The following is a 25235-nucleotide window of genomic DNA, read 5'->3' on the forward strand; positions in this document are numbered from 1 at the left end:
TACTCTTTCCCTTCGTGGCGTCGCCCTCACCCGGCCTCCGGCCACCCTCACCCGTGGGGAGAGGGATGGGGAGACGCCTTACTTCTTCTTGCCGCTCTTTCCGCTCTTGACCTGGTTGTCGAGGATGGGATCCCATACTTCCCGTGCCAGGGCCTGGAACTCCTCGTCCACCGGCGGGGACTCACCGAAGCAGCGGCGGCAGTACTCGTCCTGGCCGTCCCCCTTCTTGTACTCGCTGCCGTGCCAGGCCGCCGTGGCCGCGCCGAGGGCCTTGGCGGCGTTCTTTGGTTCGCGGGCGTTTTTGACGTACTCGAACGAGGTGTCCGGGAAGAACTTGAGCGGGCTGCTCATCCCTTTCTGGTAGAGCTCGAGGAGCCGGTTCAGGTGTGTTTCGCTCGCGTCGATGGCGGCGAGGTTGACGGTGCTCTTCGCTGCGACGAAGGTGCTCAGCAGCGGGTACCCCTCGACCTGCGCGCAGTTGAGCGCCAGGTGCTCGACCCAGAGCCGCAGCTGGTCCTTCGGCTTGAGGTCGGTGTAGCGGTAGCGCACCATCCGGTCGCTCCTCAGGTTCTCCAGCCGCCCGATGATGCGCCCGGCAGGAAGCTTTAGGTCGATGTCCAAAGGGGTGAGGGGAGCGCCGGTGCAGACTTCGCTCACCTTGCCGGCGAATTCCGCCGCCGGTTCGCCCAGCTTCTGGTACAGCGCGGCGCCGCAGACCCCGGGGGGGAGGTCGCCGCGGGCACAGGCGACGGCGAAGGGAAGTTCCAGTTCCTCGCCGCGCAGCACCGCCGCCACGATCTCCTGCTCCAACTGGTACTTCTCAAGCGAATCGAGCGCGAACGGTTCCACCTCTTCCAGCGGGTCGTCCCCCTCCACGATCCGGACGCCGAGCCGGCGCCGCAACAGCTCCTTGGCCGGGTTGCACAGGAAGTCGATCAGCGCCTTCAGGGTGACGGTCGACGCCTCCTCCCACGGCGGCAGGGGCGCGGCCAGGAACGGGGCGGGAGTTTTAGAGGGGTGCAACTTGGCGGCGGCGCCGGCGCAGTTTTGCGCCGAGTAGCTGAAGTGGCCGTTGTCGCCGGTAAAGTACCTGGGGCTGAACGGCTGCAGCGGGTGGCGCCGCGCCGCGCCGGCAGGTTTCTCGTCGGAGGTCACGAAGCACCTGGCCAGATAGTCCTGCAGTTCGCTGACCAGCACGCAGGGGGGAAGCTCCGCGTTGTCCTTGATGCTCTGTCCCACGTAGCTTATGTGCAGCCGCTTGCGGGCGGAAAGAAGCGCCTCCAGGAACAGGTAGCGGTCCTCGTCGCGCGGCGAGCGGTCTCCGGCGCGGCGTTCCCTGGTCATCAGGTCGAAACCCTGGGCCGGGTTGTTGCGCGGGAACTGCCCCTCGTCCATGCCGATCAGGGCTACCACCGGGAACGGGATGCTGCGCATCGGGAGCATGGCGCAGAAGGTGACGCCGCCGGTCAGAAAGCCGAGGCCGCGCTCGGAGCTGCCGAGTTGCTGCTCCACCCAGTAGCGCACCACCTCGATACCGATTTCCTCTTCGAAACCTGCCGCGCCGCCGCACTCACCGAGTTTCTTCACGATCTCGATCAGGGAGAGGAACTCGCGCTCCCCCTCCTGGTCCGGGAGGATGAAGTCGTCCAGGATGCGGCGCAGGACCGGCATCCATTCGGCAACCCGCTTGGGGCGGGAGAGAGCCTGCGTCTCGGCGAACAGCTTTTCGCAGAAGGAGAGGAAGCGCCCCAGCACCAGCGCCACGCCCCCCTCCATGTCGTCGAAAGGAAGGATGCCGTTGTAGAAGGAGCGACCGTCGCCGTTCATGGCGTAGCCGAGGAGCAGCCGGTCCAGCCCCGCCGACCAGGAATTCTCGTGGAAGGGGGGGACGCCGTGTTCGGCACGCTGCGCCGCGTCGATGCCCCACCGGATATTGGCCCCCCTGAGCCAGTCGCGCACCGTCTCCAGGTCGTCCTCGCTCAAGCCGAAGCGGCGCGCCACCGGCGCCGATTCCAGGATATCCAGCACGGTGGCCACGCCGTAACGCCCGCCGCACAGCCCGAGGATCGACAAAAGCGCCTGGGCCGCCTCACCCTCGTTTTTGAGGCTTCGGTCCGCGATGGAGTAGGGGATACGTTCGGCGCCGGACTCGGGGTTACCGAAGACGGCAAAGATGTAGGGGGCGTAGCTTTCGATGTCCGGGGTCATTACCAGCACGTCGCGCGGCGTCAGGGTCGGGTCCGCGTCGAAGATCGAGAGCAGCGTGTCGTAGAGCACTTCAACTTCCCGCATGGGGGAGTGGCAGGAGTGCACCTGGAGCGAGAGGTCGGCGGCCGAAAGCCGGCGCACCCCGGCGTCGGCGCCGCGCAGTTCCACGATGTCGGCCTGGATCTCGTGCAATAGCGAGCCCTGCGGCAGTTCGGCGAAGCTGTCCAGCCTCTCGTGCTCGCCGCAGCCGTCGATGATGGCATCGAAGAAATCGCGCCCGAGTTTTCCCCACGAGGCAAGCAGGGGATTTCCGGTCTCGTACCACTGCTCCGCCCCCTCTCCCTGCTTCTCCAGCCGGGCCAGTTCGCGCTCCGACACGATCTCGCCCCAGTACTGGCGGCAGGGGTTCAGCAGGAACAGGTTCACCTCGGCGTGCTGGGCGAGGCGGGCGAGGACTTCGAGGTGGAAAGGGGGAAGCGACGGGATGCCGATAACGGAGATGCGTCGCCGCTCGGGGAGGCGGCCGCCGTCCAGCGCCTTGCGGAAGTCGTGCAGCAGGCGGGCGCGGTGCTTTTGCGTGACAGCAGCCGTAAGGGAGCGCCAGAGCTGCGCCTGCCAGTGCTCTTCCTTGCCGTGCTCCCACTCAAGGAGCTTTTCCGGACGGTAGACGGTGTAGCGGTCGAAGGTGTCCGCGACGCGCTGGGCGAGCTGCATTCTTTTCAACCCGTCGGGGTCGTCGCAGAGGTATCCCGCGATCTCCTCGAAGCCCGGCTGCCCTGTTGCCTCCCGCAGCAAGCCAAGGATGCGCCAGGTCAAGACCTCGGGAGAGAACAGGGGCGCCTCCTCGGGTGCATCGGGCAGCACCTTGGCGAAGACCCGCTCCACGAACCGGTTCGGAAAGAGGAATTCCCCGTTGGCCCAGACGCCGATCCTCGCCGCAAGCTCCATGGAGAGCCAGCGCTGCATCCCCTTGCTCTGCACCACGATCAGTTCCTTGTCGAACGGGGTGCAGGGCGCGCGGCGCGGCGCGCGAACCACCTTCTCCAGGCGGTCCACCAGGTGCTCCATGAGGTTGCTGGTGTGGATGTGCAGCGGCATCGGTCCTCGTAATGGGGGGGCGTGCGGGGATTTCCGGGGGGGAGGGGAGACCCTGCCGCGCGGATGGGAAAACATATCATATCCTCCCGCGGCTGTCTCGGTGAAAAGAAGGACTTAAGGAGCCGCGAGAGGCCGCCCTCGCCCCCCTCCCGAACGCTTGCATTGCGCGTCGCTTTGGATATATTTTGTCTTTGTGTTTCCTAATTAGACTACGCTTTTGTCCGGTTATCCCCCTTCACCGATAACGCACTGGCCCCGCCACGGAGGCCTGTGCAGCATGCAAAGGAGAGGTCATGAAGCCCTTCATCGAAGAGGCCCTGGCACGCATCTATTACCAGGTGAAGCCTTGGATGTCACGTCGGTTCCAGATCATGCTGCGCAGCGCGGTGGCGAAGTACAAGCGCTATATCTTTCATAATGTCTGGCCCATCGACCCGGAAGCAGGTGCGACGCCTCCGGGTTTTCCGGGCTGGCCGGAGGGGAGACGGTTTTCGGTGGTGCTGACGCACGATGTCGATACGGCGCGCGGCGTGGCGCGGTGCGAGCAGCTCATGGCCCTGGAGCAGGAACTGGGCTTTCGCTCCTCCTTCAACTTCGTGGCTCACGACTACCACCTCCCCCCCGCCTTGCGTATAAACCTCGTCAACCACGGTTTCGAGGTGGGGGTGCACGGCCTGGAGCATAACAGGAAGCTCTACGAGTCGCCTGAGACCTTCGAACAGCATGCCTTGAAGATCAACAACTATCTGAAGGAGTGGGGGGCCGTCGGCTTTCGCTCCCCGTGCGTCTATCACAACTTCGAGTGGCTGCACCGGTTGGATATCCTTTACGAGGCGTCGGCTTTTGATACCGATCCGTTCGAGCCGCAGTCCGACGGGCTGAAAACGATCTTCCCGGTGCACCAGACCAAGGTCCCGGGAAGGGAATACGTCGTGCTCCCCTACACGCTCCCCCAGGATTTCACCGTGTTCATCCTGTTCCGGGAAAAGGACATCAGCATCTGGAAGGAGAAGCTGCGCTGGATCGCCGACCACGGCGGCATGGCCCTGCTGATCACCCATCCTGACTACATGAGTTTCGATGGCGATGTCGGCTACGACGAGTACCCTCACCACCTGTACCGGGACCTGCTGGACCATATCAGGACGGAGTACGAAGGGCAGTACTGGCACCAACTGCCTCATGAGGTCGCCTGTTTCTGGAACAAGAGCGTGTGCAGGTCTTGAAGTGAGGTAAGCGTGCGGCGCCAGCGGGGCGGCAGCCTGCCGGCGCCAAGGGAGGCAGGCGGATGAGTATGTTCAACTGGCTCCTCTCACTGAACGCGGCCTACGTCCTGCTGCTGGCCGCCATCACCATTCTCAACTGGGCCGGCCCGGACCGCTTCTGGATCGGCGCCTTGAATTTCTACCTTCCCCAACTCATCTGGGCGGTTCCGGGCCTGGTGCTGGCCCTCGCCGCCTGTCGCAGCGCAAAATTCCTGGTGTGGGTGCCACTTTTGGGCGTGTTGTGGGTCCTGGGGCCGATCATGGACTGGCACTGGCCCCTGCACAACGCTTGGGCGGGGTCACCCCGGACGTTGCGGGTGATGACCTGGAACGTCAAGTACGGCAAACGCGACCTGATGCCGCTCATCGAAGAGCTGGAGCGAAGCCGCCCCGACATCGTCCTCTTCCAGGACGCGGTGGATGTGGGGGACGGGCCGCTGGCGGACTACCTGGCCGGGTGGCAGATGCACAACGAGGGGCAGTATCTCGTTGCCAGCAGGTTTCCCATCTCCAACGTCGAAGTGCATGACCTTCCCTACCACGAGAGAAAGGGCGAATCCTTCCTGCGTTGCCGGGTGCAGGTCGGTTCCCGCGACATCTCCCTTTACAACGTCCACTTCAAGACCCCCAGGAGAGGGCTGAACGCCTTCCGCAAGGCGCGCCGGGGCGCCGGGTACATCCCGAGGGCCATCGACCGTTTCGAGGCCAACGTGGATACGCGTCTTAGGCAGGCCCAGGCGGTGTCCCAGTACCTGGCGCAGGAAAAGGGGGAGGTAGTCGTCGCCGGCGATTTCAACTCGCCGGACCACTCACTGGTCTGCGACAGCCTGAGGAGAGCCGGGCTCATCGACGCCTTCGCCCAGGCGGGGAGGGGGTACGGGTACACCTACGGCCATTTCCTGCTCAGGAACAGGGTGCCCTGGCTGAGGGCGTCCTGGATGCGCATCGACCACATCATGACGACCCCCGGGATCAAGGCCCAGCGCTGCTGGGTGGGGACCCGCAGGGCGTCGGATCACCGTCCCGTCATAGCCGACTTCATCCTCAGTGATTCCCGTTAGTTTCCTTTTGTCATACCCGTTACTGTTTGCACTTTTCAACAGATAGTGCTAGTTATGGACGTTCCGTCAATGCGAGACCGTGAAGACCGCGGCAACCCCCCGATGACTACTCTCCACACGTATCGTAGCTGACATCCCGGTACCACTCCCGGAGACACGCAAATAGCAGCGGGCACGGCTGAGCTTTCTCCTGCCCGGATCGGAGTTTAGCAGCATGCTGATTCTCACCCTGAACTGCCGTAGGTTCTCGGCGCAGTACCAACTCTACAACTGGGGCGACCAGGCTCTCATGGCCACCGGCATGGTGGAAAGGATCGTGGTAGGGGATTCCTTCCTGACCCACCGTGTTCCCGGGGCGGATCCCAAGCACCTGGAAGGGGAGTGCGCGGACCACAAGGACGCGCTGCGGCTGATTCTCGACACCCTGGTCGGCGAAGGGTTGGTCTCAGATGTCGGCGCCATCAAGGCGATCGGGCATCGCGTGGTGCACGGGGGAGAGCGCTTCACCAAATCGGTGCTGATCGACGAGGACGTGGTCGAGGCGATCAGGGAGGTGGCGACCCTGGCACCGCTGCACAACACCCCCAACCTCGCCGGCATCCGTGCCGCGCAGGAACTCCTCCCGGAGCTTCCCCAGGTCGCCATCTTCGATACCGCCTTCCACCAGACCATGCCCGAGCCCGCCTACATGTACCCGCTCCCCTATGAGTGGTACCAAAAGCACGGCGTCAGGCGTTACGGCTTCCACGGCCAGTCCCACCTGCATGCGGCCAGGCGAGGAGCCGAGTTGGCCGGAGTGCCACTGGAGAGTGCCAACATGGTCACCATCCACACCGGCAACGGCGTCTCGCTCTGCGCGGTAAGAAACGGGGTGTCGGTAGATACCAGCATGGGGCTCACTCCGCTGGAAGGTGTCATGATGGGGACCCGCTGCGGGGACATTGACCCCGGCATCATCCCGTTCATGTCCAACGAGGCAGGGGTGTCCCCGACGGAGCTTGACCTGTTCCTGAACCAGAAGAGCGGTCTCGCCGGAATCGTGGGGCGCCGGGTCAGCCGACGGACCGTGGTGGACGAGGCGGTCGTGGGTGACGCCCGCTGCCAGCTCGCGCTCGACATGGAGGCGTACCGGCTGAGGAAGTACCTCGGCGCCTACATCGCGGTCACCGGCAGGCCCGACGCCATCGTGTTCACCTACGGCGAGGGGTGGGAGGACTGGCCGGTGCGCGGCATGGCGCTCCAGGAGATGACCCCGTTCGGCATCGAGGTGGATCTGAAACGGGACGAGGAGGCGCTCAAGGGAGGCAAGGAGATGCTGATCAGCGCGGACGGCTCGCCGGTCAAGGTGTTCGTGATCCCAAGCGGCGAGGATATGGTGCTCAACGAGGACGTCGCCGCCATCATGGGGTGGCAGTAGCGGCGAGCTTCGGAAAGGAAAACAACGAAGGGGGGATGATTTCAATCATCCCCCCTTTTTCTTTTGCGGCTCGCCCGCCCGCCGATGCCCGACCGGCGTCGATGGCGAGTTTGGCAAAGGTGCCATCAGGGCGAATAATCGTTCGCCCCTACCGGCTGATGCCGTCCAGGAAGGTCTGCACCATCGGGGTGAAGGTCTGGTGCTCCAGCAGGAAGGCATCGTGGCCGTAGGCCGAGGTGATCAGGTGGTACTCCACCGGCTTGCCCAGCTTCTCGAGCGAGGCAACCATCTCCTCGGTCTGCGCCGGCGGGTAGAGCCAGTCGGAGGTGAAGGCGAAGAACTGGATCGGCGCCTTCACCGGTTCGAAGGCCTCCTCCAGCGACTCGCAGCCGGCGGCGACGTCATAGAGGTCGAGGGCCTTGGCCAGGTACAGGAAGGAGTTGGCGTCGAAGCGGTCCACGAAGTTGTAGCCGTTGTAGTTCAGGTAGCGCTCCACCTCGAACTGGCCGAAGAAGTCGAACTGGCCGTCGCGGGCCGAGAAGCGGCGGCCGAACTTGGCGGTCATGGACTCGTCGGAGAGGAAGGTGATGTGGCCGATGCCGCGGGCCAGCGCCAGCCCGTCCTTGGGGTTTTTGCGGTACTCCCCCTTCTTCCAGGTGGGATCGTTGAAGATGGCCCAGCGCGCCACCGCGTTCAGCGAGATTGCCTGCGCCGACGGGCGTGGCGTGGTGGCCAGCACCACCGCCGACGCGACCCGGTCCGGGTACTGCGTCGCCCACTCCAGGGCCTGCATCCCCCCCATGCTGCCGCCCAGAACGCAGAAGAGCTTCTCGATGCCGAGCCGGTCCATGAGCAGCGCCTGGGCCTTGACCATGTCCCGCACCGTGATCACCGGGAACGCCAGGTTGTAGCGTTTTCCGGTCTTGGGGTTGAGGGAGGTCGGCCCGGTGGAGCCGAAGCAGGAGCCGATCACGTTGGAGCAGATGACGAAGTAGCGGTCGGTGTCCAAAAGGCAGCCGGGTCCAACGATTTCGTCCCACCAGCCCGCCCGTTTCTCGTCCTCGCTGTGGCGGCCGGCCAGGTGCGCGCTGCCGGTCCAGGCGTGGGTGACCAGGATGGCGTTGGAGCGATCCTCGTTGAGGGTGCCGTAGGTCTCGTAGGCGATGTCGATCGGCCCGAGGATGCGGCCGCTCTCAAGGCGCAGTTCGGTGTCGAAGGTGGCGATCTGTTCAGTCACAATGCCGTAGGACATGTCTCTCTCGTACTTTCGGGTGCCGTCGGGCGGCACGAAAAAAGCCCCGTCTCGGTGTGAGAAGGGGCTTTTCGGGTGTGACAATAACTAAAAGCGCCTTTCTCATCTTCGCCTTTCGGCAGGATTTAGCACCTGTCGCCCAATGGGCCGGTTGCTGTGGCTTCGCAGGGCCTTTCCCTCCACCACTCTAGATAAGCAGGTCTTTCTATTCAATTTTCGCTGCAGGATAAGGGAGCCGTCCTTATTTGTCAACGGCAAACTGTGTCCCAGGTTCACCACCCCCGCTACAGATCATTGCGGTATTTGACCAGGAGGTAGAGGCAGATGGCTCCGGCCACGAACATCCCGAGGTCGCGCAGCCAGGGGACCGGCTTGTCCAGGGTGGACTGCAGCAACGGGTCGAGGAGCGCCGTGGTCAAAAGTGTCACACCCGCGAAAGAGAGCAGCTTTTTCATGAGTTGATGGCCTTCAGGACGGCGCAGAAGTCCCGGTCGGCGAGTCCCATCCCCTTCGCCCTCTTGAAGCTCTCATTGGCGGCTGCGGCGGACGCCAGGGGCTGGTTCAGCGAGTCGCCCAGGGCGACGGCCAGGCGCATGTCCTTCTGCATGTGCTTGAGCGGGAAGGCCGGGTCGAAGAGCCCCTGCGTCATCTGGGCTCCCTTCAGCTTGAACATCGGGTTGGCCAGGGCCCCGGAGTCGAGCACGTCCAGGAGGTCGGAGCTCGCGAGCCCCGCCTTCTCGGCGAGGGCGAGCCCTTCGCAGAAGATGGTCATCATCCCCCCCATGACCATGTTGACGATCAACTTCATCTCGGCGCCCCGTCCCACCTCGCCCAGGAACAGGCTCTTCTTCCCCATCTTCTCGAAGAGCGGCATGGTCTTGTCGAAGAGGCCGTGGTCGCCGGCGGCCAGGATGATCAGGGTGCCGTCCTCGGCCGGTTTCTTGCTCCCGGACACCGGCGCCTCCAGGAATCTCCCCCCCTTGGCGGTGACCGCCGCGGCGATTTCCCGGGCGGTGGTGGCGTCGACGGTGGACATGTCCACGTAGCCGCGCCCCGCGCCGATCCCTTCCAGCGCGCCCTGCGGTCCGAAGCAGACGTCACGGGCCGCGGCCGGGTCGGCCAGCATGGCGATGGTGATGGCGCAGGAGGAGGTGACCTCCGCCGGCGTCGCCGCGACGGATGCCCCGAGTGCCGCGAACTCCTCGCACTTTGCCTGGGAGCGGTTCCAGACCTTGACCTTGAAGCCCGCCTTGATGAGATTCCTGGCCATGGCGCTCCCCATGATGCCCAAGCCTAAAAAGCCGTAAGTTTCCATGTCTATCCTCCTTCTACAGGTATGTAGCCACTATTGATAATCTCACGGAACCAGCCTCACCTGCCGCGACCCGCGCACCGAGTTTACCAGAAAAACCGCCTCGGCCCGTTCCAGGTCGGCCCTTTTCAGGACCTTCTCCTCGATCGCCCCTTGGGCCAGCAACTCCTCGCGCAGGGTGCCGGGGAGGAGCCCGCTGCCCAGCGCCGGGGTGCATTTCCTGCCGTGGATGACGGCCACCACGTTGCTGTAAGCCCCTTCGGTCACGTCGCCCCGCTCGTTCTCGAAGATCACCTCGTCCAGGTCCGGCCGGGCGGCGAGCTCCTGGTGAAAGAGGTCGCGGCGGCTGGTCTTGTGGTAGAGAAAACAATCGGCGGAATTGACACGCTGTCGTGCGAAGGCGGCCTTCGCTTCCGGCGCCGCCTCGGGTAGCGGCGCCGCTTCACAGCTGAGGCGTCCGTCCTTGAAGAGCAGCAGGCGCACCTTGTAGCGTACCGAGGGGGAAAGTCCCGCAGCGGTTTCTTCCAAGGCTCGCAGCGCCGCGCCGTCGGCCAGGGGGAAGGCGAAGTAGCCGGCCGAGCGCTCCAGCCGCTCCAGGTGCCGCTGCAGCAGGAAGTAGCCCCGCTCGTCGTGCAGCAGCGACTCGATCAGGTGGAAGTCCGGCCGTCGTTGCCGGATGAAGGCACCCTTGTCAAGGCACTCCTGGTATTCCGTCTCGGTCTTTGAGTCATAGGTGATGCCGCTGCCGATGCCGAGCTCGCCCCGTCCGCTCTCGCAGTCGAGGACGGCGGTGCGGATGGCTACGCTGAAGAGAGCCTCCCCGCCGGGGGAGAAGTAGCCGAGGCAGCCGGTGTACAGGCCGCGCGGTGCCGTCTCGAGCTGGGCGATGATCTCCATGCTCCGCCTCTTGGGGGCGCCGGTCACTGACCCACAGGGGAACAGCGCCTGGAACAGTTCCAGGGGGGTCACTCCCGCACGGACCCGCGACGCGATGGTCGAGGTCATCTGGTGCACGGTGGGATGGCTCTCCACGTCGAAAAGCGACTCCACCCGGACCGAGCCGGTTTCAGAGACCATCCCCATGTCGTTGCGCAGCAGGTCGACGATCATCAGGTTCTCGGCCACGTCCTTCGGGCTTTGCCGGAGTTCCTCCTTGCGGGCCAGGTCTTCCGTGTGCCAGCGGCCGCGCGGGGCCGTTCCCTTCATGGGGCGGGTGACCAGTGTGCCGCCGGAGAGGGAGAAGAAAAGTTCCGGCGAGGCCGAGAGCACGCGCCACCTGCCGCACTCGAGGTAGCAGTTATAGGGAGTGGGCTGGTTGCGACAGAGCTCGCTGAAGAAGGAGCGGGGGCAGCCGGCGAAGGAGAAGCTCTGCCGCAGGGTGTAGTTTACCTGGTAGCTGTCCCCGGCGGCGATCAGGTCCCGGATCGCCTGCACCGACTCGCGGTAGGTCTCCCATCCCGGCGCCGTGTCCCAGCCGGAACAACGAAAGGGTGCATCGTGCCGCGGAAACCCCTCGGCCCCGCGCTCGGTGAAGAGGCCGAACCACAGTAGCGGCATCGGGTGCGCCGGAGGCGTGGTCAGGGCGTCGTTGAGGGCGCCGGCGGCCTCGTAGCAGACAAAGCCGGCGGCGTGCAGCCCCGCGGCGAGGTGCCGCTGCAGCTCCTCGAACGCGGGCTGCACCTCCTCCGGGGTGACGGCGACGATCTCGCCGACCTTGCCGGTGAAGGCGAAGCCATGCAGGTATGCCGGGAAGGGGTGCGTCAAGCCGGTCCTGCCGAGCAGATGTCGCCGATGGGGCAGGCGGCGCACTTCAGGCGGTCCTTGCCGTCGCACCCTTCCGAGATCCCCAGGTGGCAGATGGCGAAGTCGAACTTGACCGGGTCGGCGGGATCGAGCTCGCGCAGGGCGCGGGTGATCTCGCAGGCCATGCGCCAGTCCCCCTGTTTCCGACTGGTGAAGCCGAGGAAGCGGCAGATGCGCTGGATGTGGGCGTCGACCGGGATGACCAGTTGCGCCGGGGAGATGCCCCGCCAGATGCCGAGGTCGATGCCGTCGGCCGGGCGCACCATCCACCTGAGATACATGCAGAGCCGCTTGCAGGCGCTCCCCGAGGCGGGGGAGGGGAAGAAGAAGGGGAAGTAGGAATCCGCCGGGACGCCGCCGGGGCCGAACACGGGGGAGAGATCCAGGTTCTTCACCGCGTCGGAAAAGCCGGAGAGGGTCCCGGTCAGGTCCTGGTCCGCCGGGCTGTGAAAGCGCAGCAGCCACTTCTCGATGGAGCCCGCCTCCTCGATCATGATGCGGCAGGCGAAGAGGAGGGCGCAGAGGTCGCGGGCGTCGTTGAAGCGGTGCTTGAAGCCGGCGAAGACGCGGCTCCCTTGCCGCGGGTCGAAGCGCTCCACGAAGCGGCGCGGCGACGGTCCCATGGCATCGAAGATCACTGCCAGGTTCTTCTTGATGATCTTCACGTTGCCGTAGGCGAACGACGATGCCACCAGCCCGGCAACCTCCTGGTCCAGAGGGGCGCGGTAGCGGTGGCAAAACGAGAGCGGGTCGTTGGCCAGGTGGGCCTGGGAGCGGTTCTGGTACAGTGCTTCGAGAATGGTTTTCAGCTCCACGTGCGCTTCCTTCGCTGCGGCCGCGCCGTTTGGGCGCGGTAGACAATCGGTTCGAGCCTGCTAGATTATCATAGTTGCTTCATCAGCTTAAAGAGAAAAGGGGGCGGAACACATGAAGCTTGCGGAACTGTTTCCGGAAGGGGGGCGCGGCATTTTGGGCACCGCCGACGCGAACGGCGTGGTGAATCTCGCCGTCTTCGCCATACCGCACGTGGTCGATGACCAGACGCTGGCCTGGGGATTCGGCGACGGGCGCAGCATCGCCAACTTGCGGCAAAACCCGCACGCCAGCTACCTGTACCTGGCGCCGTCGCGGGGGTATTCCGGCTGGAGGCTGACCCTCACCATGGTCGAGGAAAAGGGGGAGGGGGAACTTCTGGGTGAGATCAAGGAGCGGACCGCGCTGGTGGCGAGCCCGCAGGCGAGCGCGGCGGTTTCCCGCGTGGTTTTTTTCAAGGTCGACGAGGTCCGGCCACTCATGTGAATCAGCGGTTGGGCGGGGTCTCCAGGACGAAGGTCACCGGCCCGTCGTTCACCAGCGACACCTCCATGTCGGCCTGGAAGATCCCGCTTTGCACCGGCACGCCGAGCTCCCAAACCTGACCCATGAAGTAGCTGTACAGCTTGTTGGCCTCCTCGGGAGGGGCGGCCGTGTCGAACGAGGGGCGCCTCCCCTTGGAGCAGTTGCCGGCCAGGGTGAACTGGGAGACCGCCAGGATCTCCCCCTTGATGTCGGGCAGCGCCAGGTTCATCTTCCCCTGGTCGTCACAGAAGATCCTCAGGTTGACGATCTTATCCGCCATCCAGTCCGCCTGCTTGCAGGTGTCGCCAATCTCCACGCCCAGCAGCACCAGGATGCCCGGGCCGATCTCCCCGACCACCTTTCCCGCCACCGTGACGCTCGCCTGCTTGACCCGCTGGATTACCGCCTTCACGCCCAAACCTCCTGCATCGTTTCCCGATAGATATCCGCGTCCTCGGCGGAGAATGCCGTAAAAATGATCTTCTGCAATTCCGGGTAGCTTGCCAGTGCCGCCTTGGCCTCTTCCAGCGCGATGCGGCAGGCTGGACGCTTGGGGTAGCCGTAGACGCCGGTACTGATCGCGGGGAAGGCAATGCTCGCGAGCCCGCTTTCGTGCGCCAGCCGAAAGCAGGTGCGGTAGCAGGAGCGAAGCAGTTCGGCTTCGCCGCGACCGCCGCCGTGCCAGACCGGCCCCACGGTGTGGATCACGTGCCGGGCCGGGAGCCGGTACCCCCTGGTGATCTTGGCCTCTCCGGTGGGGCATCCCCCCAGCGTGCGGCACTCGGCGAGGAGCTCGGGACCTGCCGCCCGGTGGATGGCGCCGTCCACCCCGCCCCCGCCCAAAAGCGGGCTGTTGGCGGCGTTGACGATGGCGTCCACCGCCACCTTGGTGATGTCTCCCTGTACGATCTCAACCTTGTCGCGCATGCCGCACCTCCCGCCGGGGCCGGATCAGCTTTCGATCAGGCTCCGCAACAGTTTCAGGTTCACCGCGTCCATCTCGTCCTGGTCACCTTTCGGGGTTTCGATCACCTTGGGGACCAGGGCGAAGTGCGGGTCGTTCAAGATGAAGCGAAACGGCTCCAGTCCGAGCGTCCCGGCGCCGATGTGATCGTGTCGGTCCACCTTGCAGCCGAGCCCCTTCTTGGAATCGTTCAGGTGGAAGGCGAGCAGCTTGTCGATGCCGATGAGGGCGTCGAATTCATCGAAGGTCTTGCGGTAGCCGTCCCGGTCGGCGATGGGGTAGCCGGAGGCGAAGGCGTGGCAGGTGTCGAAGCAGACACCGAAACGGCCGGAATCGGCGCAGCCGGTCATGATCGCCTTCAGGTGCTCGAACCGGTAGCCGAGGTTACTCCCCTGGCCCGCGGTGTTCTCCAGGAGCACCTTGCCGGTGAACTGCGGCACCTCGGCCAGGAGCTGGTCGAAGGCCTCGCAGACGCGCCGGATGCCGATCTCCTCGCCGTCGCCGTTGTGCGAGCCGGGGTGCATCACCACCTTGTCGATGCCGAGCTTGGCGCAGCGCTCCAGCTCCTCCCGGAAGGCGATCAGGCTCTTGTCCTTCACGTCGCCGGGGGCAGCGGCCAGGTTGATCAGGTAGATGTCGTGGCTCATGACGCTCTTCATGCCGCTGGCCGCGAACTTGTCCCGGAACAGCTGCGCGTCGGCGTCGGAAATCGCCTTGCCGCGCCACTGGTTCGAGTTCTGGGTGAAGACCTGGATCACCCCGCAGCCGGAGGCGACCCCGCGGTCGACGGCGTTGTGGATACCACCCGAGATGGAGACGTGAGCCCCTAAAAGATCCATTAGCCCCTCCCCTTGACGCCCAGTTTTCCGAGGTGGGTTCTGATCAGTTCGACCCGGGCCCGGTACTCCTCGCTTTTCAGAATCAGTTCCTGGTGCGGCTCGCTCCAGTGCGGGCGCGGCCAAAGCGGGTCGGACGAACGGCGCGGCACCACGTGCCAGTGCATGTGCGGCGCCATGTTGCCGAGCAGTTCGTAGTTGATCTTGTCCGGGCCGAATGCGTTGTAGAGCGCTTCGGCGACGGCGCTGACCTCGGCCATCACCCCGTTTCGCACCGTTGCGGAGAGGTGGAACAGTTCGGTGACGTGGTCCCTGGTATAGACGAAGCAGTAGCCGGCGAAGAACTGGTCACGGTTCAGTGAAACCAGCGTGTGTTCCAGCTCGATGACCCGCTGGTCCGCATCGTCTTCCCACTTGGTGCAGATGGGGCATGAGTTCATAAAAATCCCTTTTAGATTTCGATCTCGCCGTTGAAGACTTCCACCGCCGGACCGGTCATGTAGATGTTGCCGTCCTCGCTCCATTCCATTTCGAGGTCGCCGCCGGTCAGGTGGTTCAGGATCTTCTTTTCGGTCAGGCCGTTCAACACGCAGGCCGCGGTGACCGCGCTGGAGCCGGTGCCGCAGGCGAGCGTTTCTCCGGCGCCGCGTTCCCAGGTGCGCTGGCGCACTTCGGTGCGCGAGATCACCTGCACGAACTCCACGTTGGTGCGGCGCGGGAACAGCTCGTGGTTCTCGATCAGCGGCCCGTACTTGGCCACCTCGAAGTTGTCGACGTCGTCGACGAAGATGACGCAATGGGGATTGCCCATCGAGGCGCAGGTGATGTTGAAGGTGGAGTGCAGGATATTGAGCGGCTCGCTGATCACCTTCTCGTCGGGGTTGCCGACCATCGGGATCTCCTTCCGGGTGAGCCGGGGCGGTCCCATGTTGACGCGCACCTTCTCCACCTTGCCGTCGGCGCCGGGGAAAAGCTGCAGGGTCAGGATCCCGGCCCCGGTCTCGGCGGTGATCTCCTTCTTGGCCACGATGCCGTGGTCGTAGGCGTACTTGGCGACGCAGCGGATGCCGTTGCCGCACATCTCGCTCTCGGAGCCGTCCGAGTTGAACATGCGCATCCTGACGTCGGCCACCTCGCTGGGCATGATCAGGATCAACCCGTCGGAACCGATGCCGAAGTTGCGGTCGGAAACCTTGACGGCCACGGCGGCGGGGTCCTGCACGGTTGCTTCGAAACAGTTGACGTAGACGTAGTCGTTGCCGGCACCCTGCATCTTTGTGAATTTCATAGAGAAAGACCCCCAAGGAAAGTATCTACTGTAAATAACAAAAAGCGCCTGCGGCAACAAGCTAAAACCGGAGTTGCTTGACCGGGACGTATACTTTTCAGTAGTATCATGAGAAAAAGAGGGGGGGAGGTTTAATGGAAATCAAGAACAAGCTTTGGATGAACGGCAACTTGGAGTGGTACGCCTATATCGACGACGCCGAGGTGTTTCTGGGAAGCCGTGAGGTTCCGATGCCGCTGGAAGAAGGGGACAAGTGGACCAACATGTACGGCGACGTTTTTCAGGTGGTCGACGGCTCCATCACCCTCGTGGAGCGGGTCGAGCCGCCGCAGCGTTACTGGTGATATGCCGCATGTCCGTGGTGGTAAATGCGGACATGCAATTCTTTATATTCTTGACATGAAAAATGTGGTATTGTATCCTCGCTTAACTATTAAACAGCGGGAGATACAGACCATGAGACTTTCGACCAAGAGCCGTTACGGCTTGAGGGCTCTTTTCGACATCGCCTACAACGCCGGGTCCCAGCCGGCGCAGATCCAGGATATCTCGCGGCGTCAGGACATCTCGCCCCGGTACCTCGAGCAGATCTTCCAGGGGCTGAAAAAGCACGGCATCCTGAAGAGCAAGCGCGGGCCGCAGGGTGGCTACTGCCTGGCCAAGAGCCCGGAGGAGATCACGGTGCGTGCCGTCATCGAGGCGACCGAGGGTGATACCCTGATCGTCGATTGCGCCGGCAGGAGAAAGGGCGAGTGCGGTTTCGACGGGAGCTGCGTGACCCAGACCGTCTGGGAGGAATCCAACTCCAGGCTCAACGAGTTCTTCGAGTCGATCACCCTGAAGACCCTGTGCGAACGTGGCGAGGCGCTGGGCATCAAGCGGGAGCAGGACCACCGCTTCATGTACTTCATCTAGTCGGCAGGCAGCTCCGATAAAAAACGACTGCAGCCGCGGCGGCACCAACGGCTGTTCCGTGCATGGTGTCCCCCGGGCGCGGTCCCGCGAGGCCCCATGGCATCACCCCAGCAAAAATACACCAGACTGCAAGAGATCCTGCGCGAGATGGGAACCGTCCTGGTTGCCTTCTCGGGCGGGGTCGATTCCACTTTCCTGCTCAAGGCGGCCATCGACACCCTGGGAACCGGGCATGTCCTGGCCGTCACCGCCACCTCCCCCACCTACCCCGAAAGCGAGCTGAACGAGGCGCAGCGCCTGGCCGCCTCCCTCGGCGCCACGCAGCTCCTGGTCGAGTCCAACGAGCTGGAGATCCCCGGTTTCAGCCACAACCCCAAGGACCGCTGCTACCACTGCAAGAGCGAGCTGTTCCGGATCTGCGGTGACAAGGCGCGCGAGCTCGGCTTCGCCTTTGTCGCGGACGGCAGTAACACCGACGACCTCGGGGACTACCGCCCCGGACGCATCGCCGCCTGTGAACTGAAAGTCCGCTCGCCGCTGCTCGAGGCGGACCTCTCCAAGGCCGACATCCGGGAACTGTCGCGCGGGCTCGGGCTGCCCACCTGGGACAAGCAGGCCTACGCCTGCCTGGCAAGCCGGTTCCCTTACGGCACCGAGATCACCGAGCGGAGGCTGAACCAGGTGGAGCGTTGCGAGGAGTTTCTGAAGGGGGAGGGGTTCCGGGTGTACCGGGTGCGCTTCCACCAGGAGAGCGCACGCATCGAGCTCTCCGAGGCGGAGCTTGGGCGGATGCTGGAGCCTAAGCTGCGGCAGCGCACCGTCGATTTCTTCCGGCAGGCCGGCTTCACGTACGTGTCGCTCGACCTGCAGGGGTACCGTACCGGCAGCATGAACGAGGGGTGACCCCTCAGCTGATCTCGACCGTGATGGTCTTGGGGATGACGATGGTGAGGACGCCGCAGTCGCAGCTCGCGTTGAAGCCGGCCGCGTCGAACTCGGGGGGGACGGCGAAGCTCCTCTGGAAGGGGCCGAAGTAGCGTTCGATGCGGTGGAAGTTCTCCTTCCTGATCTCCTCGCTGTGCTTTCTTTCCCCCCTGATGGTGAGGGTGTGGTCCTCGGCCCTGATCTCGATGTCGGAGAGGTCCAGGTCGGGGAGCTCCACCTTGATGGTAACGGCCGCATTGCTCTCGTAGACGTCAGCCGGCGGGTGCCAGACCCCCTCCCTGATCTCCTCGCCGATTTCGCGGGTCCAGGCCAGGTCCAGCAGCCGGTTCATCTTGTCCTGCATGCTCCTGAGTTCGCTGAGCGGGTTGTACCTGACGATCGCCATCTTCTCCCTCCGCTGGTGCGCCACCCGGCGCGTATGGTAGGCAAAATTTAAGGGGAGGGAGCCGTTTCCTCAAGCCCCCTCCCCGTTGTTTCCTTCTTCTGGTTTAAATCCGCTTACCCTTGGGTACGGTGTGCTTCAATTTTTTGGAGCCGTCGTAGAGGTGTTGTTTGACCAACTCCCTTTGTGCCTTCAAGTCCTTTTTCTCGTAGTCCATTGCCAGGTTGATTTCCATCCGCTGTGCCAATTCGTCGATGGTTTTTTCTTCGTCTCGTGCCATGCTGGCTCCCCTTTTACCTGGTTGTTAACGCCGATGCCTAACTGCCTGAACTTGCTGCACCCCCTTTTTTTATTTTCGTGAATCATAGCAGTTTGGATCTTTTTTGCAACAGAACATTTCGCCTTGAAGCATAAGGGGTTATCGGATAATATGGCCGGGAAAATCCCAGTCGTGAGGAGTATTTATGCTGCAGTACAAGGTGGTCGAGCTAAGCCACGTATCCGAGGACACCATCGAGGAGGCGCTCAACGAATGGACCCGGAAGGGATGGAAATTCGACGCCATGCAGTTCGCCATGCGTGACGCCAGCAAGCGCCCGGCCATGGCCTTCGTGGTCTTCACCAAAGAGGAGAACTAGGTGGCGGCCGAGAGAGAAACACTGTACCTGCTGGACGGCTCTTCCTACATCTACCGGGCCTATTTCGCCATACGCCACCTGAGCTCCCCCAACGGCTTCCCCACCAACGCGCTCTACGGTTTCACCCAGATGCTCCTGAAGGTCATGAAGGACCGGGCCCCGGCGCACGTGGCCGTGATCTTCGACGCGGGCAAGATCACCTTCAGAAACGAGCTGTTTCCGGCCTACAAGGCGACGAGAAGCGCCATGCCCGAGGACCTGGCCCAGCAGATCGAGCCGATCAAGCAGATGGTGCGCGCCTTCAACATTCCCGCCCTGGAGCTCCCCGGCTGGGAGGCGGACGACATCATCGGGACTATCGCCAAGAAGGCGGAAGCTGCGGGGCTCGACTGCGTCGTGGTTACCGGCGACAAGGACCTGATGCAGATCGTCACCGAGCACGTGACCCTTCTGGACACCATGAAGGACAAGAGCTTCGGCATCCCGGACGTGATCGAGAAGTTCGGCGTGGAGCCCGCGCGGGTGGTCGACGTGCTGGCGCTTTGGGGCGACACCTCCGACAACATACCCGGCGTACCGGGCGTCGGTGAGGTGACGGCGAAGAAGCTCCTGCAGGAGTTCGGCACGCTGGACGAACTGCTCGCCCGCGCCAGCGAGGTGAAGGGAAAGACCGGCGAGCGGCTGGTCGAGTTCGCCGACCAGGCCCGCCTGTGCCGCACCCTGGCCACCATCGACTGCGATGTCCCCATCGAGTACAACATCGACGACTTCGCGGTCACCCCGCCGGACAACCGCCGGCTGGCCGCACTGTTCCGCGAGTACGGTTTCGCCACGCTCCTGAAGGACCTCACCAGTTCGCCCACGCTTTCCTGCGACCGTTACGCCCTGGTGCTGACCGAGGCCGAGCTGCGCGAGCTGGTGGCGAAGCTGGAAAAGGCGCCCGCCTTCGCCATCGACCTGGAGACCACCAGCTTGAATCCGTACGAGGCTGCCGTGGTCGGCTACGCGGTGAGCTGCCATTCGCACGAGGCCTACTACATACCGGTCGGGCACCGCTACCTGGGCGCCCCGGAACAGCTCCCCGAGAAGCTGGTGCTGGAACTTTTGGGACCGCTTCTGGCCGACCCCTCGCGCAAGAAGATCGGCCAGAATCTCAAGTACGACTACCAGGTGCTGCGGCTGGCCGGCGTGGAGTTCGCCGGCATCTGGTGCGACACCATGCTGGCCGCCTATCTGGTCAACCCGTCGCGCAACAGCCAGGGGCTGGACGCCCTGGCGCTGGAGTACCTGGACCACCGCATGATCTCCTACGGCGAGGTGGCTGGCACCGGCAAGTGCGAGGTGAACTTCTCCGAGGTGGACCTGGACCGCGCCGGCCCCTACTCCTGCGAGGACGCCGACGCCACCTTCCTGCTGCACGAGATCCTGCTCCCCAAGGTGCGCGAGCAGGGGATGGAGAAGCTTCTCTTCGACATCGAGATGCCGCTGCTGGAGATCCTGGCGGACATGGAGCTGTGCGGCGTCAAGCTGGACCTTGACCTCATGAGGGAGCTTTCCGCCGGCTTCGGCAAACAGCTCATCGAGCTGGAGGCGAAGATCCACGACCACTGCGGCGGCCCCTTCAACATCAACTCCCCCAAGCAGTTGGGCGAGATGCTCTTCGAGCGCATGGGGCTCGCCGTCGGCAAGAAGACCAAGGGAAAGACCGGCTGGTCCACCAACGTGGAGGAGCTGGAGCGGCTGGCCGAGCAGCACGAGGTGGCGCGCCTGCTTTTGCAGTACCGCAGCATCTCCAAGCTGAAGTCGACCTACACCGACGCGCTCCCGAAGCTCGTGGACCCAAGGACCGGCCGCGTGCACACCTCCTACAACCAGGCGGTCACCAACACCGGCAGGCTCTCCTCGTCCGATCCCAACCTGCAGAACATCCCGGTGCGCGGGGTGGAGGGGCGTGACATCCGGCGCGCCTTCGTGGCCGAGCCGGGGAGCCTGATCCTTTCCGCCGACTATTCGCAGATCGAACTGCGGGTGCTGGCGCACCTCTCCGGGGACCGGGTGCTCAGCGAGGCCTTCGCCTCCGGCGAGGACGTGCACCGCCGCACCGCCGCCGAGGTGTTCGGCATGTTCCCTGAACTGGTCACCCCCGAGATGCGGCGCCAGGCAAAGGTGATCAACTTCGGCATTATCTACGGCCAGGGGGCCTTTTCGCTCGCCAAGGAGCTGGGGGTCACCGCCAAGCAGGCCAAGGCCTTCATCGACAGCTACTTCGAGCGCCACGCCGGGGCCAGGAGCTTTCTGGACAGCTGCATCTCCGAAGCCGAGACCTGCGGCTTCGTCACCACCATCCTGGGGCGCAGGCTGCAGATCCCGGAGATCGCCAGCAAAAACGGCAATATCCGCGCCTTCGCCCAGCGAAACGCCACCAACTACCCGATCCAGGGTTCGGCCGCCGACATCATCAAGGCGGCCATGATCAGGGTCTGCCGCCGCATGCGCGACGAGCGGGTGGCCAGCCGCCTGATCATGCAGGTGCACGACGAACTGGTGTTCGAGGTTCCGGAAAACGAGCGGGAGCTGATGGAGGAACTGGTGCGCAGCGAGATGGAGGGGGCGCTCCCCCTCTCGGTGCCGCTCAAGGTCGACCTCAACTTCGGCCTGAACTGGGCGGAGGCGCACTAAGGTTTTCGGCACGTGACCCGAAGAGGTGCTTGAGGGGACGGAGGCGTTATGGCTGAGGAGCTGGAACAATACACGCGATACTTCCAGGAAGGGAGCCGCGTGCGGGTCGGGATACCGCTGGAGGGTGGGGGCTGGTTTCCGGAGTGGGGGGTGGTGGCCACGCTGGACGACGACCTGCTGCTGGTCGATCTTTCCCGTGACCAGCTCCCCGAGGAGACCCTGCTCGAGACCGGCCAGACCCTGAACGTGGGGCTCCCCGAGCAGGAGCAGGCGCTCACCTGCCGCGCGGTACTGGTCCGGGTCGACGGCGCCGAGCACCGCCTGGCGCTGCGGCTCATCGAGGGGGTCTACCCCTTCGAGCCCAGGGAGTACTACCGCCAGGACGTCTACCTTCCGCTCGACTACCGGCTCCCCCTGTCACAGATCGAGGCGGACGTGCGGCTGCGCTGGCTGGAGCGGCGCCGGGAGATCGAGTTCGCGGCGCAGACCCCGGAGCCGGGAGAACCGGAGGACCTCGAGGACAGCCGGGAGGAGATCCGGGCCAGGCTGGAAAAGCGCAAGGAAACCACGCCGGTGGCCGCCAACATCTCCGGTGGCGGGCTGCGCATCAACATCAACCAGAAGCTGATCGTGGGGCAGTTGATCGAGTTGAGCATCTACGTCCCCAACTCGAAGCAGCTGATCGAGATCGTGGGGGAGGTGGTCGAGGTGCGGGATCTTCCCGACCAGGCGCGCTTCAGCACCGCGGTGCGCTACCGCATGATCGACGAGGCCGACCGCGACCGCTTGATCGGCTACATTTCCGCGCAGCAACTGCTGCAACTCTCGCAGCAAACCCCGAGGGTGCTGCCTACCCCGGAACCGGGGCTGTCGACCTTCGCCTGGCGCCTGCAGATCGCCCTGGCATTCATCCTCCTGGTCGCCTTCGTCGGCTGCCAGGTGAAGGCGATCCGCATGGCCAAGCAACGTGGTGAAAAGTGGGAGGTGCAGCGTATCTTCGACGAGGGGTTCGTGGAATTCCTCAAGAGGCAGCGGTAACCATCTCCATCGCGTCCTCGATCATGATCTCCAGCTCGGCGAGCATGATCTCCTTTATCCCCATGCTTTGCGCCTCGAAGGTTGCCGCCAGCATCAGGTTCGGCTCCGGCGCCCCCCCAAGCCCCAGTTTCCGGCAGGCGTGATCCACCAGCCGCACCAGGCTCAGCAGCACGTTGTTGGTGTCGGTGAGCTCGGTGTGGTGGTCGCGCACGATGGTGCAGTACATCTCCGGCAGGTTCCACTTCTGCATCAGCTGGTACCCCGATTCCGTGTGCATCGCCGCGATGATCTCCGAGGTCAGTTCGCGCGAGACCCCCTTGCGCTCCTCGTCCGCGCTGAGAATTCCCTCCAGCACCTTGAGGACCAGGAGGCTGCCGATGTCGTGCAGCAGCCCGGCGATGAATCCCTCCTGCGCGAGCTGCTTGTAGCCGCTTTTCTCGCACAACCAGCGGGTGCCGATGGCGCAGCCGATGGCGTGCTTCCAAAGGACCTGCGAGTGGCTCTTCAGTTCCGGGTGGGTGAAGCTGTTGTAGTTGTTCTGCTGCGAGGCGAGCATGGCCACGCTGGCGATTTCCCGCGCCCCCAGGCGCACCACCGCGTCGGTGATGGTGGTGACCTTGGCGAGCCCGCTGAAGAAGGCGGAGTTGGCGAGCCTCAGTATCTGGCTGGTCAGCGCCTGGTCCTTGATGATCAGCGCCACCACCTGGTCGATGGTGAAATCCTTGCCGGAAAGGATCCCCTGCAGCTTGACGGCGATCGGGTGGAACACGGGGAGGTTCAGGGTCTCCGATTCCAGCTGTTCCTTGACGACCTCGACGAAGGGCTTGCTCTGCATGTCATTCCCCCAGAAGACGCCGGATCTCGGCGATCGGGCGCGGCTTGCCGATCCGGGGCAGGAGCCGGACCGTGTCGTGCAACGAGACCTCGCCCCGCGCCGCCTTGCACAGCCCGGACTCGAGCAGGGTCACCATGCCGGTGGTTTCGGTCGAGATCTTCCTGATCTCGTAGGAAGTCTTCTTGCTCAGGATGGCGTCCTTCACCAATTCGTTCAGGATCAGCATCTCGAAGACGCCGACCCGGCCACGGTAACCGCTGTAGCGGCACTTGCCGCAGCCGCGTCCGGTCTTGAACTCGGCGCCCCGCAAGTCGACGTTGCTGTAGCCGATCCTCCTCAGCTCGGTCGGGTTGGGGAGGTAGGGCTCGGCGCATTCCGGGCAGATCTGGCGCAACAGGCGCTGCGCCAGCACGCAGACCACGGTGGAGGCGATCAGGAACGCCTCGATGTCCATGTTCATCAGGCGCAACAGCCCGCCGACGCTGTCCTCGGTGTGGAAGGTGGTGAGCACCTTGTGCCCGGTGAGCGCCGCCTGGATCGCCGTCTCGGCCGAGAAGGAGTCGCGCATCTCGCCAAGGACGATGATGTCGGGGTCCTGGCGCACGATGTGGCGCAGGGTCTCGTCGAAGGTCACGCCGATCTTCTGGTTGATGGAGCACTGGGCGATCCCCTCTATCACGTACTCGACCGGTTCCTCCGCGGTGACGATGCTGGTGGAGAGCTCGTTCAGGTGCTGCACGCAGCTGTACAGGGTTGACGTCTTGCCGCTGCCGGTGGGGCCGGTGACGATGAGGACGCCGCTGGGGGTGTCGAGCGCGTCGTCGATAAAGCGCTCCAGCATGCGCGCGGGCATGCCGATCTCTTTCAGGTCCAGCAGTTCCCCCTTCATGCTCAAAAGGCGCAGCACGATCTTTTCGCCGTGGATGGTGATGTAGAAGGAGACCCGCATGTCGAGGGTGGCACCGGTCTTCGGGCTCTCGTAGCAGATCCTGCCGTCCTGGTGCCTTCTCCTCTCGGCGATGTCCGCCTCGGCCATGACCTTGATCCTGCTGCTGACCGGCAGCGCCAGTTCCTTGGCGAGGTCCTTGTAGAGCACCAGCATGCCGTCCCGGCGGAAGCGGACCCGGAGCACGCTGCGCATCGGCTCGATGTGGATGTCGCTCGCCCCCTCCTTGAGCGCCTCCTCGAAGATGGAGTTGACGATGCCGGTGACCGTGTGCTCGTCGGTCGCGGTGCCGTCACCCTGGATCATCCCCCTTTTCAGCAGGGTGAACGCGTCGCGGATCGCCTTCATGGTGCAGATGGCGTAGACGGTGTTCCCCTGGCCGAAGAGCTTCTCGGCGGTCCTGCGTCCCTCCTGGTTGAGCGGGTCCGCTATCGCCACCAGGATCTGCCCGTTCTCCTCCCGCACCGGCACGAAGTTGTGCTGCGCCAGCCAGTGTTGCGGGACCTTGGCCAAAAGGGACCGGTCGATGTCGGCAGCCTGGAGATCGATGAAGGGGTAGCCCAACTGGAAGGCGAGCACCTCGGCCAGCGTGTACTCCTCGATGAAGCGCTGCTCCACGAGGATCTCGCCAAGCATCTTGCCGTTGTCGCCGTCGCGCTGGATGCCGAGCGCGGCCTGCAGTTCCGCCGGTTTCAGGTAGCCGAGCTCCACCAGCAGGGCGCCCAGCTTCACCGAGACGATGTTGGTGCGCAGGGTCTCCCGCAGCTGGTCGCGGCTGAAGAATCCCAGCTCGAGCAGCACGGCGATCAGCGTCCGAGGCGTCGCCAGCTTGCTCTTCACCCGCTGGGCGTAGGCGAGCTGGTTCTCGGCCAGGTATCCGGACCTGACCAGCAGCGACGCTATTTCCAGGCCGGAGTCGTCCATCCCGTCCTTGCGGATCGATTGGTTCGGGTAGTTGCCGTAGCTTTCCATGCACCTTCCCCCGCGTGAGCGCCAGCCGAGCAGTACCTGCCCC

25 protein-coding genes and 1 riboswitch are annotated in these 25235 nt (G+C 64.2%); of the genes, 10 read left to right on the top strand and 15 right to left on the bottom strand.

The annotated features are described in order from the left end of the window. Positions 1 to 78 precede the first annotated feature (78 nt). Positions 79 to 3306 carry an exodeoxyribonuclease V subunit gamma gene (recC, locus tag KOL99_RS04550; RefSeq protein ID WP_216509280.1) on the bottom strand — a complete coding sequence of 1076 codons (3228 nt, stop codon included), beginning with the start codon at positions 3304 to 3306 and terminating at the stop codon, positions 79 to 81. 293 nt (positions 3307 to 3599) lie between these two features. Here recC and KOL99_RS04555 point away from each other — a divergent pair, with 293 nt between their 5' ends. From KOL99_RS04555 to KOL99_RS04565, 3 genes are all read left to right on the top strand, one after another. Continuing rightward, positions 3600 to 4532, top strand: a complete 933-nt coding sequence (locus KOL99_RS04555) for a polysaccharide deacetylase family protein (RefSeq protein WP_216509281.1) — start codon at positions 3600 to 3602, stop codon at positions 4530 to 4532. A gap of 62 nt (positions 4533 to 4594) precedes the next feature. Beyond that, positions 4595 to 5632 (top strand): endonuclease/exonuclease/phosphatase family protein, encoded by a 1038-nt coding sequence (locus KOL99_RS04560; RefSeq protein WP_216509282.1) that lies wholly within the window; start codon positions 4595 to 4597, stop codon positions 5630 to 5632. A 214-nt stretch (positions 5633 to 5846) separates the two neighbouring features. Then, positions 5847 to 7049, top strand: coding sequence for an acetate kinase (locus tag KOL99_RS04565; RefSeq protein WP_216509283.1), 1203 nt, complete (start codon positions 5847 to 5849; stop codon positions 7047 to 7049). Positions 7050 to 7197: 148 nt separating this feature from the next. Here KOL99_RS04565 and metX read toward each other — a convergent pair whose 3' ends face one another. From metX to KOL99_RS04590, 5 genes are all read right to left on the bottom strand, one after another. Beyond that, the gene (gene metX, locus KOL99_RS04570; RefSeq protein WP_216509284.1) at positions 7198 to 8301 is read right to left on the bottom strand and encodes a homoserine O-acetyltransferase MetX; all 1104 of its coding nucleotides are present in this window, start codon (positions 8299 to 8301) and stop codon (positions 7198 to 7200) included. 99 nt (positions 8302 to 8400) lie between these two features. Next, positions 8401 to 8499, bottom strand: a riboswitch (SAM riboswitch). 86 nt (positions 8500 to 8585) lie between these two features. Then, positions 8586 to 8756, bottom strand: a complete 171-nt coding sequence (locus KOL99_RS04575) for a hypothetical protein (RefSeq protein ID WP_216509285.1) — start codon at positions 8754 to 8756, stop codon at positions 8586 to 8588. Then, positions 8753 to 9616 carry an NAD(P)-dependent oxidoreductase gene (locus tag KOL99_RS04580; RefSeq protein WP_216509286.1) on the bottom strand — a complete coding sequence of 288 codons (864 nt, stop codon included), beginning with the start codon at positions 9614 to 9616 and terminating at the stop codon, positions 8753 to 8755. The genes KOL99_RS04575 and KOL99_RS04580 overlap by 4 nt, the downstream gene beginning before the upstream one ends. 42 nt (positions 9617 to 9658) lie before the next feature. Next, positions 9659 to 11377: an aminodeoxychorismate synthase component I gene (gene pabB, locus KOL99_RS04585; RefSeq protein WP_216509287.1), complete on the bottom strand. Its 1719-nt coding sequence runs from the start codon at positions 11375 to 11377 to the stop codon at positions 9659 to 9661. Next, a complete protein-coding gene (locus tag KOL99_RS04590; protein WP_216509288.1) occupies positions 11374 to 12231 on the bottom strand; it encodes a TIGR02757 family protein in 858 nt (285 codons plus the stop codon). Before KOL99_RS04590 ends, pabB begins: the two co-directional genes overlap by 4 nt. Positions 12232 to 12343: 112 nt before the next feature. On the opposite strand from KOL99_RS04590, the gene KOL99_RS04595 reads away from it, so the two are divergent. Then, positions 12344 to 12715: a pyridoxamine 5'-phosphate oxidase family protein gene (locus tag KOL99_RS04595; RefSeq protein WP_216509289.1), complete on the top strand. Its 372-nt coding sequence runs from the start codon at positions 12344 to 12346 to the stop codon at positions 12713 to 12715. A gap of 1 nt (position 12716) precedes the next feature. Here the strand turns inward: KOL99_RS04595 and dtd are convergent, their stop codons facing one another. From dtd to dapF, 5 genes are read right to left on the bottom strand one after another with little or no spacing between them, the layout of a single operon-like run. Further along, on the bottom strand, positions 12717 to 13166 hold the full coding sequence (dtd, locus tag KOL99_RS04600) for a D-aminoacyl-tRNA deacylase (protein ID WP_216509290.1): 450 nt from the start codon (positions 13164 to 13166) through the stop codon (positions 12717 to 12719). Then, a complete protein-coding gene (locus KOL99_RS04605; protein ID WP_216509291.1) occupies positions 13163 to 13681 on the bottom strand; it encodes an O-acetyl-ADP-ribose deacetylase in 519 nt (172 codons plus the stop codon). The genes dtd and KOL99_RS04605 overlap by 4 nt, the downstream gene beginning before the upstream one ends. Positions 13682 to 13705: 24 nt before the next feature. Continuing rightward, positions 13706 to 14557 (bottom strand): deoxyribonuclease IV, encoded by an 852-nt coding sequence (locus KOL99_RS04610; protein ID WP_216509292.1) that lies wholly within the window; start codon positions 14555 to 14557, stop codon positions 13706 to 13708. Continuing rightward, positions 14557 to 14994 carry an HIT family protein gene (locus tag KOL99_RS04615; RefSeq protein ID WP_216509293.1) on the bottom strand — a complete coding sequence of 146 codons (438 nt, stop codon included), beginning with the start codon at positions 14992 to 14994 and terminating at the stop codon, positions 14557 to 14559. Before KOL99_RS04615 ends, KOL99_RS04610 begins: the two co-directional genes overlap by 1 nt. An 11-nt stretch (positions 14995 to 15005) precedes the next feature. Next, on the bottom strand, positions 15006 to 15842 hold the full coding sequence (gene dapF, locus KOL99_RS04620) for a diaminopimelate epimerase (RefSeq protein ID WP_216509294.1): 837 nt from the start codon (positions 15840 to 15842) through the stop codon (positions 15006 to 15008). 134 nt (positions 15843 to 15976) lie between these two features. Between dapF and KOL99_RS04625 the strand changes: the two genes are divergently transcribed. The 3 genes from KOL99_RS04625 to larE all read left to right on the top strand — a co-directional run bounded on the left by KOL99_RS04625 (position 15977) and on the right by larE (position 17660). Beyond that, positions 15977 to 16186: a hypothetical protein gene (locus KOL99_RS04625; RefSeq protein WP_216509295.1), complete on the top strand. Its 210-nt coding sequence runs from the start codon at positions 15977 to 15979 to the stop codon at positions 16184 to 16186. A gap of 112 nt (positions 16187 to 16298) precedes the next feature. Next, a complete protein-coding gene (locus KOL99_RS04630; protein ID WP_216509296.1) occupies positions 16299 to 16757 on the top strand; it encodes an RrF2 family transcriptional regulator in 459 nt (152 codons plus the stop codon). Positions 16758 to 16853: 96 nt separating this feature from the next. Then, entirely contained in the window at positions 16854 to 17660 is an 807-nt protein-coding gene (larE, locus tag KOL99_RS04635; protein WP_216509297.1) for an ATP-dependent sacrificial sulfur transferase LarE, read from the top strand. Between the two features lie 4 nt (positions 17661 to 17664). Here larE and KOL99_RS04640 read toward each other — a convergent pair whose 3' ends face one another. Together KOL99_RS04640 and KOL99_RS04645 are read right to left on the bottom strand one after the other, a co-directional pair. Further along, entirely contained in the window at positions 17665 to 18087 is a 423-nt protein-coding gene (locus KOL99_RS04640) for an Hsp20/alpha crystallin family protein (RefSeq protein ID WP_216509298.1), read from the bottom strand. Positions 18088 to 18190: 103 nt separating this feature from the next. Further along, positions 18191 to 18364 (bottom strand): hypothetical protein, encoded by a 174-nt coding sequence (locus tag KOL99_RS04645; protein ID WP_183345018.1) that lies wholly within the window; start codon positions 18362 to 18364, stop codon positions 18191 to 18193. Between the two features lie 184 nt (positions 18365 to 18548). Between KOL99_RS04645 and KOL99_RS04650 the strand changes: the two genes are divergently transcribed. From KOL99_RS04650 to KOL99_RS04660, 3 genes are read left to right on the top strand one after another with little or no spacing between them, the layout of a single operon-like run. After that, positions 18549 to 18722, top strand: a complete 174-nt coding sequence (locus KOL99_RS04650; RefSeq protein WP_183345020.1) for a DUF4177 domain-containing protein — start codon at positions 18549 to 18551, stop codon at positions 18720 to 18722. Beyond that, a complete protein-coding gene (polA, locus tag KOL99_RS04655; RefSeq protein ID WP_216509299.1) occupies positions 18723 to 21401 on the top strand; it encodes a DNA polymerase I in 2679 nt (892 codons plus the stop codon). 48 nt (positions 21402 to 21449) lie between these two features. Next, complete coding sequence (locus KOL99_RS04660) at positions 21450 to 22439, top strand: PilZ-like domain-containing protein (protein ID WP_216509300.1); 990 nt, start codon at positions 21450 to 21452, stop codon at positions 22437 to 22439. On the opposite strand, the gene KOL99_RS04665 is transcribed toward KOL99_RS04660, so the two are convergent. Together KOL99_RS04665 and KOL99_RS04670 are read right to left on the bottom strand one after the other, a co-directional pair. Further along, positions 22423 to 23274, bottom strand: coding sequence for an HDOD domain-containing protein (locus KOL99_RS04665; protein ID WP_216509301.1), 852 nt, complete (start codon positions 23272 to 23274; stop codon positions 22423 to 22425). The two genes, KOL99_RS04660 and KOL99_RS04665, sit on opposite strands and share 17 nt — an antisense overlap. A 1-nt stretch (position 23275) precedes the next feature. Beyond that, the gene (locus KOL99_RS04670) at positions 23276 to 25192 is read right to left on the bottom strand and encodes a GspE/PulE family protein (RefSeq protein WP_216509302.1); all 1917 of its coding nucleotides are present in this window, start codon (positions 25190 to 25192) and stop codon (positions 23276 to 23278) included. Between the last annotated feature and the right edge of the window lie 43 nt (positions 25193 to 25235).

This window comes from Geomonas azotofigens (genome assembly GCF_018919395.1).
In the GTDB taxonomy this organism is placed as follows: domain Bacteria; phylum Desulfobacterota; class Desulfuromonadia; order Geobacterales; family Geobacteraceae; genus Geomonas; species Geomonas azotofigens.

Coding starts and splice junctions, on each gene's coding strand:
- recC (WP_216509280.1), bottom strand. CDS start 3,306: ATGCCGCTGCACATCCACACCAGCAACCTCATGGAGCACCTGGTGGAC.
- KOL99_RS04555 (WP_216509281.1), top strand. CDS start 3,600: ATGAAGCCCTTCATCGAAGAGGCCCTGGCACGCATCTATTACCAGGTG.
- KOL99_RS04560 (WP_216509282.1), top strand. CDS start 4,595: ATGAGTATGTTCAACTGGCTCCTCTCACTGAACGCGGCCTACGTCCTG.
- KOL99_RS04565 (WP_216509283.1), top strand. CDS start 5,847: ATGCTGATTCTCACCCTGAACTGCCGTAGGTTCTCGGCGCAGTACCAA.
- metX (WP_216509284.1), bottom strand. CDS start 8,301: ATGTCCTACGGCATTGTGACTGAACAGATCGCCACCTTCGACACCGAA.
- KOL99_RS04575 (WP_216509285.1), bottom strand. CDS start 8,756: ATGAAAAAGCTGCTCTCTTTCGCGGGTGTGACACTTTTGACCACGGCG.
- KOL99_RS04580 (WP_216509286.1), bottom strand. CDS start 9,616: ATGGAAACTTACGGCTTTTTAGGCTTGGGCATCATGGGGAGCGCCATG.
- KOL99_RS04595 (WP_216509289.1), top strand. CDS start 12,344: ATGAAGCTTGCGGAACTGTTTCCGGAAGGGGGGCGCGGCATTTTGGGC.
- KOL99_RS04605 (WP_216509291.1), bottom strand. CDS start 13,681: ATGCGCGACAAGGTTGAGATCGTACAGGGAGACATCACCAAGGTGGCG.
- KOL99_RS04610 (WP_216509292.1), bottom strand. CDS start 14,557: ATGGATCTTTTAGGGGCTCACGTCTCCATCTCGGGTGGTATCCACAAC.
- KOL99_RS04615 (WP_216509293.1), bottom strand. CDS start 14,994: ATGAACTCATGCCCCATCTGCACCAAGTGGGAAGACGATGCGGACCAG.
- dapF (WP_216509294.1), bottom strand. CDS start 15,842: ATGAAATTCACAAAGATGCAGGGTGCCGGCAACGACTACGTCTACGTC.
- KOL99_RS04625 (WP_216509295.1), top strand. CDS start 15,977: ATGGAAATCAAGAACAAGCTTTGGATGAACGGCAACTTGGAGTGGTAC.
- KOL99_RS04630 (WP_216509296.1), top strand. CDS start 16,299: ATGAGACTTTCGACCAAGAGCCGTTACGGCTTGAGGGCTCTTTTCGAC.
- larE (WP_216509297.1), top strand. CDS start 16,854: ATGGCATCACCCCAGCAAAAATACACCAGACTGCAAGAGATCCTGCGC.
- KOL99_RS04640 (WP_216509298.1), bottom strand. CDS start 18,087: ATGGCGATCGTCAGGTACAACCCGCTCAGCGAACTCAGGAGCATGCAG.
- KOL99_RS04645 (WP_183345018.1), bottom strand. CDS start 18,364: ATGGCACGAGACGAAGAAAAAACCATCGACGAATTGGCACAGCGGATG.
- KOL99_RS04650 (WP_183345020.1), top strand. CDS start 18,549: ATGCTGCAGTACAAGGTGGTCGAGCTAAGCCACGTATCCGAGGACACC.
- KOL99_RS04660 (WP_216509300.1), top strand. CDS start 21,450: ATGGCTGAGGAGCTGGAACAATACACGCGATACTTCCAGGAAGGGAGC.
- KOL99_RS04665 (WP_216509301.1), bottom strand. CDS start 23,274: ATGCAGAGCAAGCCCTTCGTCGAGGTCGTCAAGGAACAGCTGGAATCG.
- KOL99_RS04670 (WP_216509302.1), bottom strand. CDS start 25,192: ATGGAAAGCTACGGCAACTACCCGAACCAATCGATCCGCAAGGACGGG.